The following is an 18,164-nucleotide window of genomic DNA, read 5'->3' on the forward strand; positions in this document are numbered from 1 at the left end:
TTGCCGTGATCCAGCGCGCGACCTTAACCACCTACGGCGTGCATGGTCCGCGGCATGCTGAATCGCCCCGCTGCAGTAGCTGAGTCGCAGGACCTGAGTCGTGGTGTCCAGACCAAGGTCACTGGTCGGCCGTGGAACCCCGCCTTGCACCCGCGCGACTCCAAGGGGCGGTTCATTGAGACGGGCGGCACTGTCAGGCTGTGGGGCGGCAAGTTGGCCCGCGTCGTACGGGCGCTGCCCCACGACCGCATCCTCGTCCAGGACAAGGTCAGCGACGGCACGTTCAGCGGACGGCGCCACACGACCAGTGCCAGGTGGGTCACGATGGTCGCGCGGCCGGACGGTTCCGCTCCGACCGAGGACGAGAACAAGGTCGCCAAGGAGGACGCGCGCCGGCAGGAGGACCCGAAGCGCGGCAACGGTGTCGCTCTGGACGATGACGGTGACCCCTCCACCCCTGACGAGCCGCACGACAGCGACGACCAGGGCCGCCCCATCGGTGATGACGACGGCGACGGCCCCGACGACGAAGACGACCAGGAGGAGCCGGAAGACCGGGCGCACCCGGTCAAGCTTGAGGCGCTGCGGAACCGGCCGAACGTGCGCGGTGCCCGGTTCAAGGACACCGCATCCGTTCGACGCCACTTCCTCGAGCTGGCGGCCAAGCCCGGGCAGAAGCCGGAGATGGCTGCGTTCCTGCGTCATCTCGCAGCCGACGACGACCTCCAGCTCACGCCGAGCGGCAGGTACGCGATCCTCCGCGACGACAACACCGGCCGCTGGTACCTGACGGCCGTGGGCAGCGGCCAGAGCATCGACACCGCCGGCGACTTCGCCACGGTCGAAGAGGCCGGCCGGTTCGCGGCCCACCTTGACGCCACCGCTCGCAACGGGCACATCTTCCCCGGCAAGTTCAACGAGCCGTTCGACTTCTCCGACCCGGACCTCGACCAGGAGGCCCGCACCTGGCGCTCCACCCAGGGCGAGAACATCCAGACCGCCATCGTCCGGGCCCGCAAGGAGTTCGACGCCTCCAACCCGTCCGCCGAGCCGGGCCCGGCCACGTCCGAGCAGCCCCCAGCTAAGCAGCCTCACGCCGCGACCGGCCCGCGCTTCGCCACACTTCACGACGTCCGCGCACACTGGGGCACCCTGGTCGAGTCCCTGGAAGCCCACCAGGACAACCCGCGTGCCCGGAAGGTCGCCCGGCACCTCGAAAACTTGATGGGCACCAAGCGCATCAAGCTCAGCGGCAGCGGCCAGTTCGTCGTCCGGCAGAACTCGCTCGGCGGCTGGGAGCTGCTCTCCACCCGCGACGGTGCACCGATGCCCTGGGGATTCGACCGCCAGAGCGACGCCACCAGCTTCGCCGACTCCTTCGTCGGCACGGTCAACGGCGCGGACGGAACACCCCTGGACCTGTCCGACCCGGACTTCCGGGCCAAGAACTGGCGCTCGGATGACGGCCTGACCCTGCACCAGGTGTGGACACGAGCCCGCGCCCAGTGGGACCGCGAACGCCTCGGACACGACCGCAGCCCTGCTCAGCAGCGCCTGGCCGAGGTGATGCGCGGCGAGCCCAAGGAGACCAACACTCCCGCTGCTCCGGACGCCGCACCCGCCGCCCCGAGCAACCCTGAGGCGCCGACGCCTGCCCCCGAGACTCCCGCCGACGAACAACCGCAGCCGGAGCCTGCCAGTCCCGAGCTCCCCGCCGGAGCGAAGCCGGTGGACGGAGTGGAGGGCTACCACTACTTGGAGGACGAGGACGGAAACACCGTCACTCTCTACGGGCCCGACGGCAGCGTGGCAGCGGTCAGCAATGACCGCCCCAGGCGCACGACCATCAACGGCGTGCAGATCCCGCTGCCCGGCTACGGAGTCTCTGCGGTCCCGATCATGGCCCGCGCACACCGCGCAACCCAGATGCCCCCGGAGCAGCGCGACCGCGTCACCGCCGAGTGGATCACCTTCAAGGGCAAGCGCGTCATGGTGTTCCGCGGCACCGACAAGCACAACGCGCAGGACCGCGAGGCCATCGGCAACGTCAAGGCCATGAACTGGTCGCCCAGTGCGGGCGGCTGGGTGACGATGTCGACGCTGAAGCCCCAGACCCGTGACGAGAAGATCATCGAAGTCCTGCGGAACCTGTCGAACCAGGACCGGTACGTGCTGATCGGCGACGAGGACCGGAAGGACAACGACACCCCCCAGGCGCCGACCTCCGATGCCCAGCCGAAGCCGTCGGACAGTCCTGAGCCCCGGCTGAGCGAGCAGCAGAAGCGACTCCGCGCCGCCACCCAAAGCGACCTGGAGGGGCAGCGCGACAACCTGCGGTCGCATCTCATCGTCGCGCGCACCGATGCGCAGAAGCAGCGCGCACGCCGGGACCTCGCCCTCGTACAGGCAGAGCTCGACCGGCGCGCCGGCGAGCAGCCGACCGAGACCGCACCGCAGCCGGAGCAGTCCCCGGAGGAGGTAGTGCGTGCGCTGCCTGACGCCGAGCTGCACAGCCTGATCTCCGCGGGCCGCCATGAGCGCGGCATGTACGGCCGTCGCCGTGGTGAACAGCCCAACGAACAGGAGACCGCCGAGTTCGTTGAGCGACGCCGGCGTTCGCAGATCATCGCCGACGACGCAACCGACCTGCCCGGTCTCAGCAACGAGGAGCTGGCCGAGGCCCGGGACACCGTCAGCAGGCGCGTCGACCTCCACTCCCCTGGCGGGAGCGATGACCACGAGGCGGAGCGGCAGACCCGGGCGGCTTTGCAGGCCCGGCTGGACGCCATTGTGGGCGAGCAGGAGCAGCGGCGCGCGGATGCGATCTCCTCCCGGCCCCCGGTTACCGAGCTCGACAACGACCAGCTGGAGGAAGAGCGCACTGATCTCGCGGGCCGCGAGTTCCGCAAGGCTGGCCCGGAGGCGCAGCGCATCCTCGAGGGACGGCTTGAAGAGATCAAGCGGGAGCAGCGCGAGCGTGAGAAGCGCTCGTTCACCGAGCGCCCTGCCCCGGAGTCTCTGGAGAGCGAGGCTCTGGCGCAGGAGTACAACGAGCTGGCGAAGGCCCCCGGCACGTCGTACCAGACGGACGATGTCACGCAGGCCCGCAAGGACCGTATGGCGGTCATCGCAGCGGAGCTGAACCGTCGCGACGCCGAGGGGAACGAGCAGATCCTGGCGCGCGTCGACGACCTCGACACCGACCGCGACATGGTCATCGACGGTGGCGCTCCGTACGGCCGCATCACCTACGAAAAGCACGGCAACGGCATCTACAAGTCCGCCGGCTGGGCCTTCGAAGCGGGGCACAGGTCCCGCACCGGGTTCCCGTCCCGTGTGGCGGCCGTCGCAGCGATGGTCCGCGCCTACGACAACGACGACGACCGCCGCGGAGAGCGGACCTGGGGCCACCAGCGCCGCCTGTTCGTCCCCAAGATGTTCTTCGAGCTGTACGCCGACCGTCGGCTCGGTGACCGGCTCGCCTCCGCGTCGGAGGAACGCCGCCACCTCTACAGCCTGTTCACCAGCAGGTACGGCTGGGACGACGGCGTGAATCCCCTCGTGGCCCCCGGCGCGGAGAGGGGCCGCCACATCAAGGGCCGGTACCTGGTCATTCCCGAAGGGCTGCTCGCGGAGTTCCACCGGGTGACCGAGGAGCTGTCGCGCAAGGTGTCCGTGCAGGCCACGGACCGGAACGCGGACAGCGGGGAGCGACGTAAGGCGAAGGACCGGCTGGCCTCGATCAACGTTGCTCTGCACGCGATCGAGACGGCGCGGGAGAAGGTACGCAAGGATGGCGGGGACGACGATCGGAAGATCATCTCCCGCGAGGAGATCGAGGCACAGCAGGCCGCGCTCCGCGCCGCGCTGGGAGGAGACGACGATGAGCATGTTCAGCAGGACGGTTCGGGATCACTGGCAGACGCACCGGCCGCGGGAGTGGGCGGCGATGGAGGATCCGGAGGCGTTCGTGACGGCGAAGGCCCGGGAGATCGAGGCGGCGATTCTGACGGCCGAGGAGGCGCTGGAGAAGACGGTGCCGGAGCCGGAGGCGTACGAAGCGGCAGTGGGCCGGATCAAGCAGATCAGGGCGGACGCGACGGCGATGGTTCTGCGCGAACTGCTGCCGGAGCCGGAGGACGAGGTGGCGCCGGCGCCGCTGACCCCGGAGATGACGGAGCTGCTGGCGATGCGGGACGCCGTGTACGACCTGTAGCCCGGTTCCGGCCTGACCCGGCGGACCTGCCGAAGGGGCCGGTGCAGCGAGCTGCCGGCAACCTTGACGCGATCCGAGCTCTCAAGAAGATCGAGAGTGAACAGCGCCCGCCGACGGAGCGCGAACTGCGGGCTCTCTCCCGTTGGACCGGGTGGGGCTCTGTCCCCATCATCTTCGCCAACGAGCCGGACGAGCGCGAGCCGCGGTACCAGCAGGGCGGCGCCCGCCACGGGAAGTTCGAGGCCGACCACCGGCGCTGGTCCGAGGAGTACCGGGACCTGCGCACGTCCCTCCAAAACGAGCTGACGCCGCTGGAATGGCGCCAGGCGTCCCGCGGCACCCTGTCGATGCACTACACGCCTCAGCCGATCGCCGAGGCGATGTGGGAAGGCCTGGAGGCCTTCGGCTTCCAGGGGGGTGACGTCCTCGAAGCGGGCTCCGGCGGCGGCACCTTCTTCGGCGTGGCACCGGACGGCGCCCGCTTGACCGGCGTCGAACTCGACCCGACCTCGGCGCGCATCGCGCGAGCGATGTACCCCCACGCCAACGTCCTCAACGAATCGTTCGCTGAGACCGACGCGCACCCGGGCACCTTCGACGCGACGATCGGCAACGTCCCCTTCGCGGCCATCCCCTTCGACGACAAGCGATACCCGGCGGAGTCCCTCCACAACGGATTCATCACCAAGGAGCTGGCACTCACCCGTCCCGGCGGCATCAGCATCCTGATCACCTCCCGGCACACCCTGGATTCCAAGGGCGACAAGGCCCGCCAGCAGATGGCCAAGTACGGCGACCTGCTCGGGGCCGTACGCCTGCCCTCCGGCGTCTTCAACGACGCCGGTACCGGTGTAACCACCGACGTCCTGGTCTTCCGGCGCCGCGAAGACGACACCGAACCGGCCGACACCTCCTGGCTCGAGGCACCCGAGCGGGGCATCAACGGCACACCCCACCACGTCAACGCCTACTTCGACGAGCACCCCGAGCACGTCCTCGGAGAGCTCACCACCCAGTCCTCGCAGTACGGCCCGCAGATCACCGTCAAGGGCGACCCCGACCAGGCCGCCGAGCAGCTTCGCAGCGCGCTCAAGGAGATCGCTGCCAAGGCCATCGCCGACGGCCGCGGCTACGAGCCGCACCCCGACGGCCAGAACCGGCCTCCGGTACAGCTGCAGGCCGCGCGGGAGAAGCACGCCAACGACTGGACCGGCCGCCTCTACGAGGGCGACGACGCCCGTTTCTACCAGCACATCAACGGCGCCGACCCCGTCCTCGCCGAGCCGGCCGACGGCCGGACCGACCAGCTGCGGGCTCTCCTGGCGCTGCGCGATGTCGCCGCCGAGCTGCGCGAGCTGGACCGCAAGAACGACGAAGACGAGCGCGCCGAGAAGCTCCGCGCCCAACTCCGCGACCTGCACGCCGCCTATGTCGAGAAGTACGGGCCGCTGTCCAAGCCGGGGCAGCACCGAACGAAGAACGACACCCCGACCGCGTGGGGCTTCTTCCGGGCCGACCCGGATGCCGCGGCCGTCCTCGCACTGGAGCGCTGGGACGCCGAGAAGCAGGAACCGGTCCTCTCGCGGATCTTCACCGAGCGCGCCGCTGCACGCCGCCAGCCGCTTACCTCGACGGAGGACCCCAAGGCCGCCCTGGCCGCGGTCGTCGCCGCGACCGGCGAGGTAGACCTCGACGCGATCTCCCGACTGCTGAACCTGGACCCGCAGGAGACCCTGCGCCGGCTCGGCACCGAGGTCTACACCGACCCGGCTACCGGCCGCCTGGAGCTGGCCGGCGCCTACACGTCCGGTGCCGTTCGCGACAAGCTCGAGGCCGCGCGGAAGGCTGCTGAGCGCGATCCCGCCTTCGCAGTCAACGTTGCCGCGCTGGAGGCCGTGCAGCCCCCGGACCGCACCATCGGCCAGTTCACCCCGGAGATGGGAGCCCACTGGACCCCGCCGGAGCTGGTGCAGGGCTTCCTCCGCGAGTACCTCGGCGACCGCACCCTGATCGTCGCCCACGACGACCGGTACGGCTGGGTTCTCAACACCGGGCGCATCCCGCAGGCCGTCAACGTCATGCGGGGCGTCGCGGCGGACCCGGGTAACGAGACCAAGGGCCGCAGCGCCGTTGAGATCGCCCGAGCCGTCCTCGGGTTCGGCTCGCTGACCGTCTACAAGGACGACAAGCGCAAGGACGTCGACGAGGCAACGACCCGCCTGGTCCGGCAGAAGGCCGACCAGATGCGTGCCGACTTCGCGCGGTACGCCACGGCCAACGCCGAACGCCTCACCACGCTGACCGAGTCCTACAACCGCATCATGAACGGGCACACGACCCGTAGCTACGACGGGATGTCGCCCACCCTTGAGGGCTTCACCCCCGACCGCGAACCGCATCCCTGGCAGCTTTCGGGCGCGGCACGGATGCAGTTCGAGCGGTCGGTGATCCTCGCCCACGAGGTCGGCCTCGGTAAGACCTCAACGCTCGTCATGGGCGTGCAGGCCCTCAAGGCGTCCGGCCAGATCGAGAAGCCGTTCGCGGTCATTCCGAACCACCTCGCCCAGCAGTGGTACGACGAAGCCCGCTTCCTGTACCCGAACGCCGACACCCACCTGATCACGTCGGCTGACCTGGCCGACGGCCGGCGCGCCAGCACCCTGGAATGGCTCCGCGCGAACAAGCCCGACTTGGTGATCTTCACCGAGGAGGCTTTCAGCTCGATCAAGATGAGCCCGGAGGCCCAGGAGGAGTACGAGCTCCGCGAGCTGACCGCCCTCCGGGAGCAGCTGGACCGGCAGTACGAGGATGCCGACACCAACCACCCCTTCATCGTCGCGAAGATCGAGGCGCGCATAGCGACGGTCGAGCGCAACATGCGCAAGAACGCCGCACCGATGCGCAGGCCGGGTGAGACGTACTGGAACGACCTCGGCTTCGACTACGCCGTTATCGACGAAGCCCACCGATACAAGGGCGTCGGCTTCCGGTCGCGGGAAGGCGGCGGCGATTCCGCGACGATCCGCGGCCTCGACCTGCACCAGAAGCTCACCGACCTGCACGCCCGCCGCGGCGACCGCGCCACGGTCACCCTGGCCACCGGCACTCCCCTGTCGAACTCGATCAGCGAGCAGTTCACCATGCTCGCCTTCGCCGCCCCGTGGGTCCTGGACGCCTACAAGGCCGGCGCGCCGGACCTGTGGGCTGCCACGTTCGGCCGCAAGATCCTGCGGGTCGAGAACGCGCCCGACGGCTCTGGACTACGCGTCGTCGAGCGGTTCGCCGAGTTTCACAACAAGCGCGCCATGAAGACGATGTGGGGCTTGGTCGCCGATACCAAGCGCGGCGAAGACGTCGGGATCCCCCGCCCCAAGCTCAAGGGCAACGCCCCGAACCTGGTCATGGTCGAGCCGACCAAGGACCAGCAGCGCCGCCTCAAGGGACTCGTCGCCCGTGGCCGCGCCATCCACAACGGCGAAGTCGACCGCCACCAGGACAACATGCTCGCCGTGTCCAACGAGGGCACGTCCGTAGCCCTGGACCCGCGGCTCGTCGACGCCAACGCACCCGCCGGCAACAAGCTCCGCGCCGTCGCCGACAAGCACGCCGAGCGCTACCACCAGAACAAGGACCGCGTCTACAAGGTCTCGCACGACAGCCTGGTGAACCACCCCGTGCCCGGCGCCCTGCAGATCATCTTCCTGAACGAGGGCACCCCCGGCGGCAAGAACAAGGGCCACTTCGACGCCTACGCGGAGCTGCGCGACCTCATGGTCGCCCGGGGCATCCCCGCCGAGAAGATCGCCTTCGTCCACGACCACAAGGAAACCGGCAAGCCGGAGAAGCTCGCCGAGCTGTTCCGCCGCGCCCGAGTGGGCGAGATATCCGTACTCATCGGCAGCAGCGGCACGATGGGCACCGGCGCCAACATCCAGAACCGCGCGATCTCTCTGACGCACGTCGACCTCGACTGGGGCGCCGCGCAGATGGAACAGCGCAACGGCCGCATCCTGCGCTACGGCAACCAGAACGAAGAAGTTGAGATCGACATCTTCGCGACCAAGGGCAGCATGGACGGCTGGAAGGCCGGTTTCGTCGCCGCCAAGGCCGAGGGCCTGATCGACATCCAGCGGCCGGAGTCCGCCGACGGAGACTCCAGTGACACCGTCGCCGAGATCACCGGCGCCGAGTTCGACTACGAGACGATGGAAGCCGAGATCGGCGGCAACCCCTTCATGAGCCAGCTCATGAAGACCCGCCGCGCCCTGCGCGACCTCGAGACCGACCAGCACAACGAGGCCGCCGAGCGGATCCGGCGCGCCGAAGCACTCGAAGAGCTGAGGCAGGAGGCCGACGACACCCGCGTCGGCATCACCCGCCGTGAACAGGCCCTGCCCCGCATCCGTAACGTCCGCGCCTCCTTCACCATGACACTGGCCGGATCGCCCTACAGCGACCGCTCCGACGCCGGCGCGGCCCTGCACCGGCAGATCACCACACGACTCCTTGAGCACGACCGCGAGGGCATCACCCCCTGGCACATCCTTGGCCAGTTCGGCGGTCTCGACTTCGGCGTGCGCACGGAACGGACCGCAGACGGAAAACTCCTCGCCCACGTCGGCTTCCCCGACCTCCGCAACTCCGCCTTCGAGCGCAAGCCGGAGGACTTGAAGAGCAAGAGCGCCGGGACGGGCATGATCACCCGCCTCACGAACGCCTTGGAGAAAGCCCCCGCGCTCCAGGAAGCCGACCGAGCCCGCGTACCGGAGCTCGACACGCAGATCGCGCTGCTCCAGTCCGCCCACGCCTCTGCGGACCTGACTCCGCAAATCGACCACACCCGTGCCCGCGCGTACCGACTCGAGGGCATCGTCGCCAAGATCGCCGACCTGGATGCCCGGCCGGAGATCGACGAAGACGATCTCGACAAGAACATGCGCAAGGCCGACCGCGAGAAGATCGCCCGCGACCGGCGCAACGAGCGTGCACCCCTGCAGGCGGCCGTCGATGAGGCCGTGGCCGAGCTGGAGGAGTGGGACCGGGAGAACCCGGCCCCCGAGCCCGCCGACGAGATCCGCATGACCCAGGAGGAGGTAGGCGAAACCCTTGCCCGGCTCCGGCCGGAGACTGACGTCGCCAACCAGAGCAGCGAGGAGAGGGCACCCGAAGCCGAGAACACCGGCACCGCACCTGAAACCGGCGCCCCCAGTTCGAGCCCGGAACAGGCCGACGCGGCAGCCGACGCCGGCGACTCCCCGCGGGCCGCCAACGGAGGCGACAACGGATCCGGCGAACCCCCCGTGGATGCGCCGAACACTGGCGGCGCGGACGACGACGGCAGCGAAGCGTCGGACCAGGGCGCCGAGAAGCCTTCTGGCGAGCCCGATACGACCACGGAGAACACCCCGGAGCCGAACACCATCGTCCTCAGTCCGGACGAGGTCTCCGCCCAGCTCGACGCCGTCCGCCCCGAGGGGTCCAAGGCCCCGTCCTCGATGACGGAGCAGGAAATCCGCGACGAGATGGTCGAGCTGATGGGCCGGGAGATGGCGGAAGGCGCGCTGTCCGGCGTTGACCGCACCCGCATGGCCGTCCTGGAAGCGGAAGAGGCCCGGCGCGCCGGCCGGACCCCGAAGACGGAGCCCAAGCCGAAGCCCCAGCCGCAGGAGCCGGGCGGCCTCTTCGACGTCGATCAGCCAGCGACCAGTGCCACGCCGTTGGTCGACCCGGAGAACCCCCTCGACGTTCCCGACGACGAGTTCGGTACCCCCGACATGTTCGCCGCCGCCGAAGGCCGAGACACCAGCGGTCTCCGGCCGGTCCAGATGCGCAACGCCGCCGATCTCAAGGCCGGAGACCGGTACACCGACGCAGATGGCCGGACACACACCGTCGCGGAGACACCCGTCCGCACCGGCCGGGGCCGCACTCGCATCGTCACTGACGACGGCGCCGAGCGCTTCTACCACGCGGACGCCGAGCTCCGCCTGCGATACCCCGACGAGGAGATACCGGAGAACGAGGAGGAGCGGAGCCAGCCGGCCGTCACCGACGACTCCACCACGGCCGCCCCCGAATCCGTGGCCGCCCCGGACGACAATCCGGCAGACGAGACTCCGCAGACGGACCCAACGACCGCTCAGACGGACGTCAACCGCACCGACCGCATGGCCTCGATGGTCGAGAGGGCTCTCGACATCGCGGGAGGAGACACCCTCCCCGAGATCCGCGACCTGGCCGACGCCATGGACCGGGCGGACGCCGCAGACGACCCGGCCGAGGACCTACGCGACGTCGCCGAGCGGCTCGACTCCCTCGCCGAGCGCTACGAAATGGCAGGGCCCAAGGGCGAGCGGGCGGCCGACCTGTTCCGGCGCGCGGCGCGCATCGCCCGTGGCGAGAACAACCCCGACAACCCGCAGGGAGAGGGCGGTGAGGAGCAGCGGCGCCAAGACGGTCAGGATTCGCCGGATCAGGGCGACGGCAACGGCGAGACGGACAGCTCTGCGGAGGCGCTCAGCACGGATGAAGGCGCTGGCTCCCCCGACGCGCCTGGCTCCGAGGACAGCACCGAAGACGACCCGCAGGAACAGCAGCGCGAGAAGGAGGACCAGGAACGCCGGCGCCGACGACGACGGCGGGGTACCGGCGGCAATGGCGGTCCCGGCGGCGGTGGAGGCCCGGGTGGCCCCGGCACGCCGGGTGCTCCCCCGCTGGGCCTCCCGCTGGGTGATGGCTCTCCTGCGTCCGCGACTGACGGCGGCCGCGGCCGCGCGGGTGGCCGGGAAGGCAACGGTCGGAGCGGGGCCGTCGCCCCGCTGCGCAGTGTCGATGAGGTGCGGGACGCATGGCGCCGCGGCGCGGGACTCACCCCGGCGGAAGACACCCCTGAGCGGCGCGCTGTCCTCGCGCAGGCCGCCGACCGTGACGGCCTCGTGCTGTCCCCCGCCGGGGGCATCGTGGCGTGGCCGGAGCCGCAGGCCGACGGCATGACCCTGTGGCGCTTCGCGCAGGCCCGCAACGGCACTAACCTGCCGGGCCTCACGCTCGTCACCGACGACCCCGAGGAGGCTCGGGCGCTCGCAGCACGGTTCGAGGACATCTCGGCCGCCGACGGGCAGCGCTTCGACTGGAGTCGGCCGTGGGGTCCGAGCACCGTCGGCCAGTGGCGCGACGGCGAAGGCCGCAACCTGCAGCGGGCTCTGCACGCTGTACGGGACGACTTCGAGCAGCAGCGCGCCACCGGCGGCCAGCAGGCCACAGTCGGCCAGGGGCCCGACCCCCAGGACCGTCCGGCAGCGCCCGCGCCCGTTCCCGGGCTGGCCGCGCTGCCGGACGACCTCACCGCGCTCAGCCAGGAAGACCTGGACGCCGCGTGGAGCACGGACCTGAGCAGCGAAGACCAGATGCGCGTCATGGTCGAGATGGACCGCCGAGACGAAGTCGACCAGCGTCTTCGCGAGGCGATCCCGGACACCCCGCCCGCGACTCCAGAGGAGGCCGAACGGCGCGGCATGGCGATGGACGCTGCACTAGGCTTCGCAGACACCGACGTCGTGCGGCCCCGGCGCACTCGCGAGGAGCGGCTGCGAGCCGAGTTCAACGACATCGACGAGGCCCGGTACCTGGCCGCTCTGGCCGCCACGAACGGCTACTTCTTCAAGCGGAAGTACGCCGACAGCCCGCTGGACGAGCGAGAGCTGTTCTCCGGCGGCAGCATGTCCGCGTTCGGGCGCTGGCACGAGTACGCCAGCGAGGAACTGCAGGACTGGTTCAAGGCCAATGGCGGTCGGCTGACCTTCAACGAATTCAAGAAGCGACGGCGGGACGAAGACCGGCGCGGCCGTGAAGAGTACGAGGAGGAGACACGGCTTCGCGACGAGGAGAGCGCCCCGCTGCCCATCGGTACGGATAGCCCGGACCCCATCGTCACCGACACCGACGCGGAGGCTGGCACGGAACCGGACGCGGGGGTCATCGCACTCCGTGCCCGAGCGGAGGCAGCCGATCGCTACCGCGACCTCGAGGATGCTGTCCGCGGTACGGACGATGAGGACCTCGGTGCGCTCGCCGAGGAGTGGGGCAACGCCGAGGCGGCAATTGCCGACGGTGACCTGCAGGCCGGCGTCCAGCACCTCAAGGACGCCCACTGGATCGCGCGCCGCCGGGCCATGCGGATGCGCAACGACCCGCAGAAGCAGAATGTTCGGGACGCCCTCGAGGCCTTCTCCGTGGCCGCTCACAACGCAGCCGCCCGCACCGGTGTCACGCCCAGGGAGAACGAGCGCTGGACCACGTACGGCGAGCTCCAGGAGGGTGATGTCATCCGCAGTCCCTGGTACGACAGGGCGGAAGTCATCACCGAAGCCCCGTCGAGCGCCACCGGCAGGGAGGCTTTCTACGCGACGCAGAATCTTGACGACCTGGGAGGGTCCCGGCTCGGTAACCCGGCGGATCACCTCGTCCTGGTCGATGAGGACCCGAAGGCCGTTCGCAAGGCCCGCCGGATCATCGCCGAGCGTCGACGCTACCTACCGGCTTCGCACACCAGTCAGGACAACGCGCCCGCGGCGGCGCGCACGGCGCCGGACGAGCCCACGTCACAGGCCGATGCCCCCAGCAGCGGGGACCGCTCGGTCGACGAGCCGAGTAACAGCGACACCGCGATGGCCATCTCCTCGGCGGCCGCCGAGCTGGTAGCGCCCGAGGGCCTCGCACTCGGCGACCAGGTTCGCGCGACGGGCCGCAGCAACCGAGGCACGGGTGTCACCCGCGAGGGGACACTGCTGGCTGAGCCGCAGGCGTCTACAGGCCGGGCCAATGGTGAGAGCACCCCCGTATGGCGCCTGTATGTGGGTGCCGAAGGTGAACAGCCCAGCCTCCGCAACCAGGTGAACGTGCCGCGCGATGGACAGGTGGAGCGCCTCTCCCAGGCCGCCGCTCCCCTCACGCGTTCCGACACCGCCACCCCGCGCAGGGCTGCCGCGGCGGAGCCGAGCACCCCGCCCCAGCCGATCAACGGACAGCCCGCGCACTGGGCGCGCGTCGAGGACCTCGTACCCGGCGACATGGTTCGGATGGAGGGCACCACCAAGAAGGGCCGGGCGACCACCCGCACCGGCTGCGTCTACAACGCACCCGTGCGCGTGGAGGTGACCCGCAGGGGCCGCACCCAGTACGAATGGCGGACCTGGGTCACCGAGCACGCAGACGGCACCGGCGCGAGCGGCAACGTCTTCACGCCGCTGAACGCCTCAGCAGGACGCGCGCAGACACCGGACAACACGGTGCCCGGATCCCCGGCAAGCGGCGCCGAGAGCGACGTCCTCACGGGCAACCTGCCCGACGTGATCCCCACCGACCGAGACGGCCGTGGCCTGTTCCCCGGTAGCTCCGTCACCGGAACCCGGGCCCGTGAAGGCACCGTCACCGGGGCCAGCGACAGCACGGTTTCGGTCCGTTGGGCCGACGGTGACACCGAAACCGGTCTCGCCCCAACCTCTCTGACCGTTACCGGCGGTGAACGGCCGGCCGGATGGACAACGACCGGGCAGCGCGTGACACCTGGCCACGTTGTCACCGACGACAACGGCGCCATCCTCGGACCCGTCGACACCGTCGACGGTGACCGCATTACGGTCAGCACGGGCGAGGGAACCGTGACCCGAAGCGCGGGAGACCTGCGCGTGGTCGGCGAGGTCCGTGATGAAGAAGCCGCCGCCCCAGTGACCTCCATCGACACGCGGACCGCGGCGGACCTCACCGAAGGCAACGTCGTCGTGCTCGACCTCGATGGGACCCTTACCACCGTCGAGGTGCGGGACGTTCAGCGAGACGGTGACCGTGTCACCCTCGACTACGTCGACACGACAACGGGCGAACTCGGCGAACTCGAACTCGATGCCGCCGCCGTAGTGCACCGCGCGCAGGGCCCGGACGGAGCTCTCGACCTCGATGCCTCTGATGCTCCGGACCCGGACGACGAGCTGATCGTCCATGAACCGGCGCCCGCCGTAGACCCGGTCACGGGGCCGACGATCGATTCGGAACTCAGCCCGGCCGACCGTGACGTCATCGACGACCATGCAAGCGGCCCCGACGACGATCCGGATGCGCGGCAGGCAGCCATCCGTATCAGCACCGACCTGCCCGTCACTGCCGAGCAGGCCAAGGCCCTCGCCAGCCAGCTACGCGCTTCCGCCGACCCGTCCACCACGGAAGGACGCGCCGCGCTGCGAGCCGCCGACCACCTCGACCAGGCGGCCGGCAGCACTCCGCCCGCAGGCCTCGATCGACCGCGTCCGTCGAACGCTGCCCAGCTCGGTGAAGGCGACATCGTGGCGATGCCGGACGAGCGCCGCGGGGACCAGGTAGGCGTCTTCCGCGTCATTGACACCGAGGACGGACCTGGCGGCGTACGCCGCCTCCTCTTGGAGGACGAGAACCGGCAATGGCGCCGACGCATCGTGCACGGTGCCCTGCCGGTGTGGCAGCTCCCCGAACCCCGCGCGGCCATCGTCACGCCGCCCGAGGCCGACGCCAACGAGTCCACTGCGGCACCGGCCGACACCGTGGCTCCCGTCGCCCGGGTCCGTCCCGGTAGCCTCCGGGCCGGCGACGTCATCGACGCACCCGTCTCTCGTACCGGCTACCAGTTCAACGGCCACCGCCGCCTCACGATCATCACCCCGCCCCAGCGGCAGGGCTGGTGGATGGCGTTGACCGGGGTGGACGATCAGGGCAACGTGCACGACTTCGGATTGCACTCCGGCCGCGACGTCAACGTGTACGAGCGGAACCGACCCACTCCTGTCCTCCCGACCGCCGGCGCTCCCCGCGATCCCAACCCGGCGCCGCAGTCCGCGGTCGACCGGATCGTGACCGACCACGCCCGCGCGGTCGCCACCCGCATCATCGAGGAGGCCGTCGCGGGAACCGAGCAACCCGGCGATATCCACGCTCTCCGCGAGCAGATCGCGCAGCGCCTCACCGCAGAGGCCCTGCGCGAAGCACGACAGGCGGCACGACAGGAAGCAATCGACGCCCTGAACGCGGCAGGTATCACGGGCCGGGACCGCGCCGCCGCTATGCAGGCCCTCAAGCAGACCCGGCAGAACGCCCACACAGCGACCGTGCGCGCCGCGCTGCGCACGATCAACGACCTTGAGCCCCTGCCCGACGAAAGCCCCGAGGACCTGGCCGAGCGCGCCGCGGACCTGCTGCGCCTCATCCCCGACCAGATCGGCCGCCCGGCCCAGGGGAGCAGCGCTGCCTCGGACCGCGACATCGCCCGAACGGTTGCCGGGCACGCCGACGAGGCGATGACCGCAGTGCTGGAGCAGCTCCAGGCCTCGGGCCTCGACGCCGGAGACGCCGAGATGGTTGCCCGTCTCCTGGCCGGCCAGCTCAGCGGCTCCCGCCAGGCCGCCGCACGCCGGATCGCCAGGCGAATAGCAGGCGCCTCTCCGGCAGCCGGTCGCCAGCCGGGCCTCCTGGCCAGCATCGTCGCGCTCCTTCTCCGGCTCGGGCGCCGACTCGTCGAGCTGGTCAAGGCAGCAGCCCGGAAGATCGCCGAAATGTGGCGCAACAGTCGCGACCGCCTCGCCCGCCTGCGTGCCTTCCTCCGGCGGCTCGCGTCCAGGGTCAAGCACTGGCCGGAGTCCCGCCGTCTGGCCCGCCTCCAGGCCGCTCTCGACCTGCCGGCCAACGACGGCGAGTCGCTGGCTGCCCGGATCACCCACTGGGCGACCCTGATGCCTGAGGCCGGCCGCTTCGGGCAGACCTCCCAGCGGGTTACCTGGTGGCGGCCCACAACCTGGTCGCAGCTCGCCGCTGGGCGGCTTCCGGGCCGCTCCGACCGCGTGCAGTGGGCCCCCGACCGGGCGGCCGACGGAGGCCCCGGCCTGACCGCGCTTCGCCATATGGCTGCCCTGCGCGCCGCCGGCAGCGACGTCGATCAGGACGTGACCCGTCGTCTGGCCGCCGCTCTGGGTGATGACTTCGGAGCCGACCCTCACCAGGCTCTGCAGCACGCCGACGACTACGTGGCCGCCACGGAACGGCGCCTGTTCAATCTGCAGGCCGCCCGCAGCGGTGCCACGATCCAGGACCCGGACGTCGAGGTGGAGATCACCGCCGCCCGGCTTGAGGCATCGACGGCTCGCCGCGAGTGGGAGAACCTGCGCGCCCGGTACGCCGCCGCCGTGCCTGACGCAGTCGCGGCCGCACTCGCGGAGATTCGTGACATCGGCCCCCAGGGTGACGCCGGAATTGTCTTCTCCCCGGACAGCACCCCGGACGCCGAACGCGCCGTACGCGGTGTGCAGCGCCTTCTGCCCCGTGCCTGGCTTAGCGTCCCAGCCGGGCGCCGTCTCACGGCGGTAGACGGTGATGTGGGCCGGTACGAGCCGGAACGGCAGCGGGCGACGATCGCCGACCTCGCCGACGACGGGCTGGGCACCGCTGGGCATGCTCTGGCCCAGCACTTCGCTCGGCACGTTGAGGACCTGGACGCAGCTCAGCGGGTGTTCTGGTTCACGCGGACGCACACCGGCCGTCCCGGAGCGCGCCGTATGAGCGAGAGCGCCCTTGGCCGTCTCCTGGCCCGGTGGAGGCAGCAGACGCAACCGGCTACGGGTGACAGCCTTGCGCGGTCCGTCCAGGCGATGTTCAGCGGCGACTGGTACCTCGACGACGATCTGAGGGCTTTCCTCCTGGGACTGCTCGCCACGCGATAGGAGTCAGCACCATGCCTTTCACCGTCACCGGCACATTCGATGACGGCGCGGCCTACGCAGTGCAGATCACCGGGCGGGCCGTCCGCCCGGTGATCGGGTCGCGCCGCATCGCTGCCTTGGTCGAGCTACACCAGGGCCGCCGGATGCCCCTGTCGGCCACGGGACCTCTACGGATGGTGGACCCGGAAGACGAGGCATCTGTCCTCGCGGTTCTGCGAGAATTCACCAGCGTCGTCGACGAGGGCGCCGGCGCGCCACGGCGGGCGGAGGCGCCTCGAGACTGAGCAGAAGCCGACTTGCACAATTGGGCAAGAATGATCTTGATGGTTCGATCCGGGCGCCTGACGGCTCTCACGGCCGGGACACAAGCGGATCCGTGTGGGCATCCTCCGCCCGTGACCAGATACGGATTCGCCATCAAGGCTCTCCCCAAGGGCGGTAAGCCGTTCGGGGACGACGAGGACGACGACGAGCAGCTCGACGAGACGACCGAAGAGGCAGACCCCACCGCACCCCCAGCCTCCGAAGCCTCAAAGGACCCCTCCACCGACACGTTCGACACGGAACCTTCGCCCGCCGAGGACCCACCGGCCGACGGCGCCGCGCCCCCGACCGCTGACGAGGCCGCCGAAGTACCGGCGCCCCCGAGTGACGATGCCCGACCGTGGTCCGGCGACATGTACGACGAGGGAGACGAGACCGCCCCGAGTGCTGCCTTTGCCGCCTACATGGGCAGTCAGGGCGAAGAGGCATGGCTGGACCAGGCGCCAGACGGCACACTGACCGGGTGGGTACGCGACTCAGCCGGACAGGTGTGGCGATACAGCGACGCCGACGCATGGGCCATCGACGTTGATGACGCCCAAATGACCCGCGCGCACAGCCAAGCTGCGACCGACACCAACCCGACGGACGACCGCGGAGGACAGGAACCCCTGTTCCCGCCCCAGTGAGGAGCCGACGCAGTGCAGATGACCCGCCAGGCCTTCCTGGCTCTCACCCAGGAGGGCAAGGCCGCCTACAAGGCGGGAGACCCCTCCGATGCATGCCCGTACGACCGCCTCGGCAACGCCGAGCAGCAGTTCGGACACCGGTACTGGACCCGCGGCTGGGTCGAGGCCCGCTCAGCCGCTGAGGCCGACCAGCCGGCCACGGCAGGACAGTAAGGGGGCGCGACCGGCACGGTGCCCGGCGGCCCACTGTCCACCGCC

General features: G+C 70.3%; 4 protein-coding genes. All 4 read left to right on the top strand.

The window, feature by feature from the left end:
* The first annotated feature begins 54 nt into the window (after window positions 1–54).
* The 4 genes from ACGFYQ_RS34165 to ACGFYQ_RS34180 all read left to right on the top strand — a co-directional run bounded on the left by ACGFYQ_RS34165 (window position 55) and on the right by ACGFYQ_RS34180 (window position 18,119).
* Window positions 55–16,953 (top strand): hypothetical protein, encoded by a 16,899-nt coding sequence (locus ACGFYQ_RS34165; RefSeq protein WP_393750088.1) that lies wholly within the window; start codon window positions 55–57, stop codon window positions 16,951–16,953.
* An 11-nt stretch (window positions 16,954–16,964) separates the two neighbouring features.
* Window positions 16,965–17,237 (top strand): hypothetical protein, encoded by a 273-nt coding sequence (locus ACGFYQ_RS34170; protein WP_393750089.1) that lies wholly within the window; start codon window positions 16,965–16,967, stop codon window positions 17,235–17,237.
* 111 nt (window positions 17,238–17,348) lie between these two features.
* Window positions 17,349–17,906 (top strand): hypothetical protein, encoded by a 558-nt coding sequence (locus ACGFYQ_RS34175; protein WP_393750090.1) that lies wholly within the window; start codon window positions 17,349–17,351, stop codon window positions 17,904–17,906.
* A 12-nt stretch (window positions 17,907–17,918) separates the two neighbouring features.
* On the top strand, window positions 17,919–18,119 hold the full coding sequence (locus ACGFYQ_RS34180; RefSeq protein ID WP_393750091.1) for a hypothetical protein: 201 nt from the start codon (window positions 17,919–17,921) through the stop codon (window positions 18,117–18,119).
* The last annotated feature ends 45 nt before the right edge of the window (window positions 18,120–18,164 follow it).

The organism is Streptomyces sp. NPDC048258, assembly GCF_043201995.1.
In the GTDB taxonomy this organism is placed as follows: domain Bacteria; phylum Actinomycetota; class Actinomycetes; order Streptomycetales; family Streptomycetaceae; genus Streptomyces.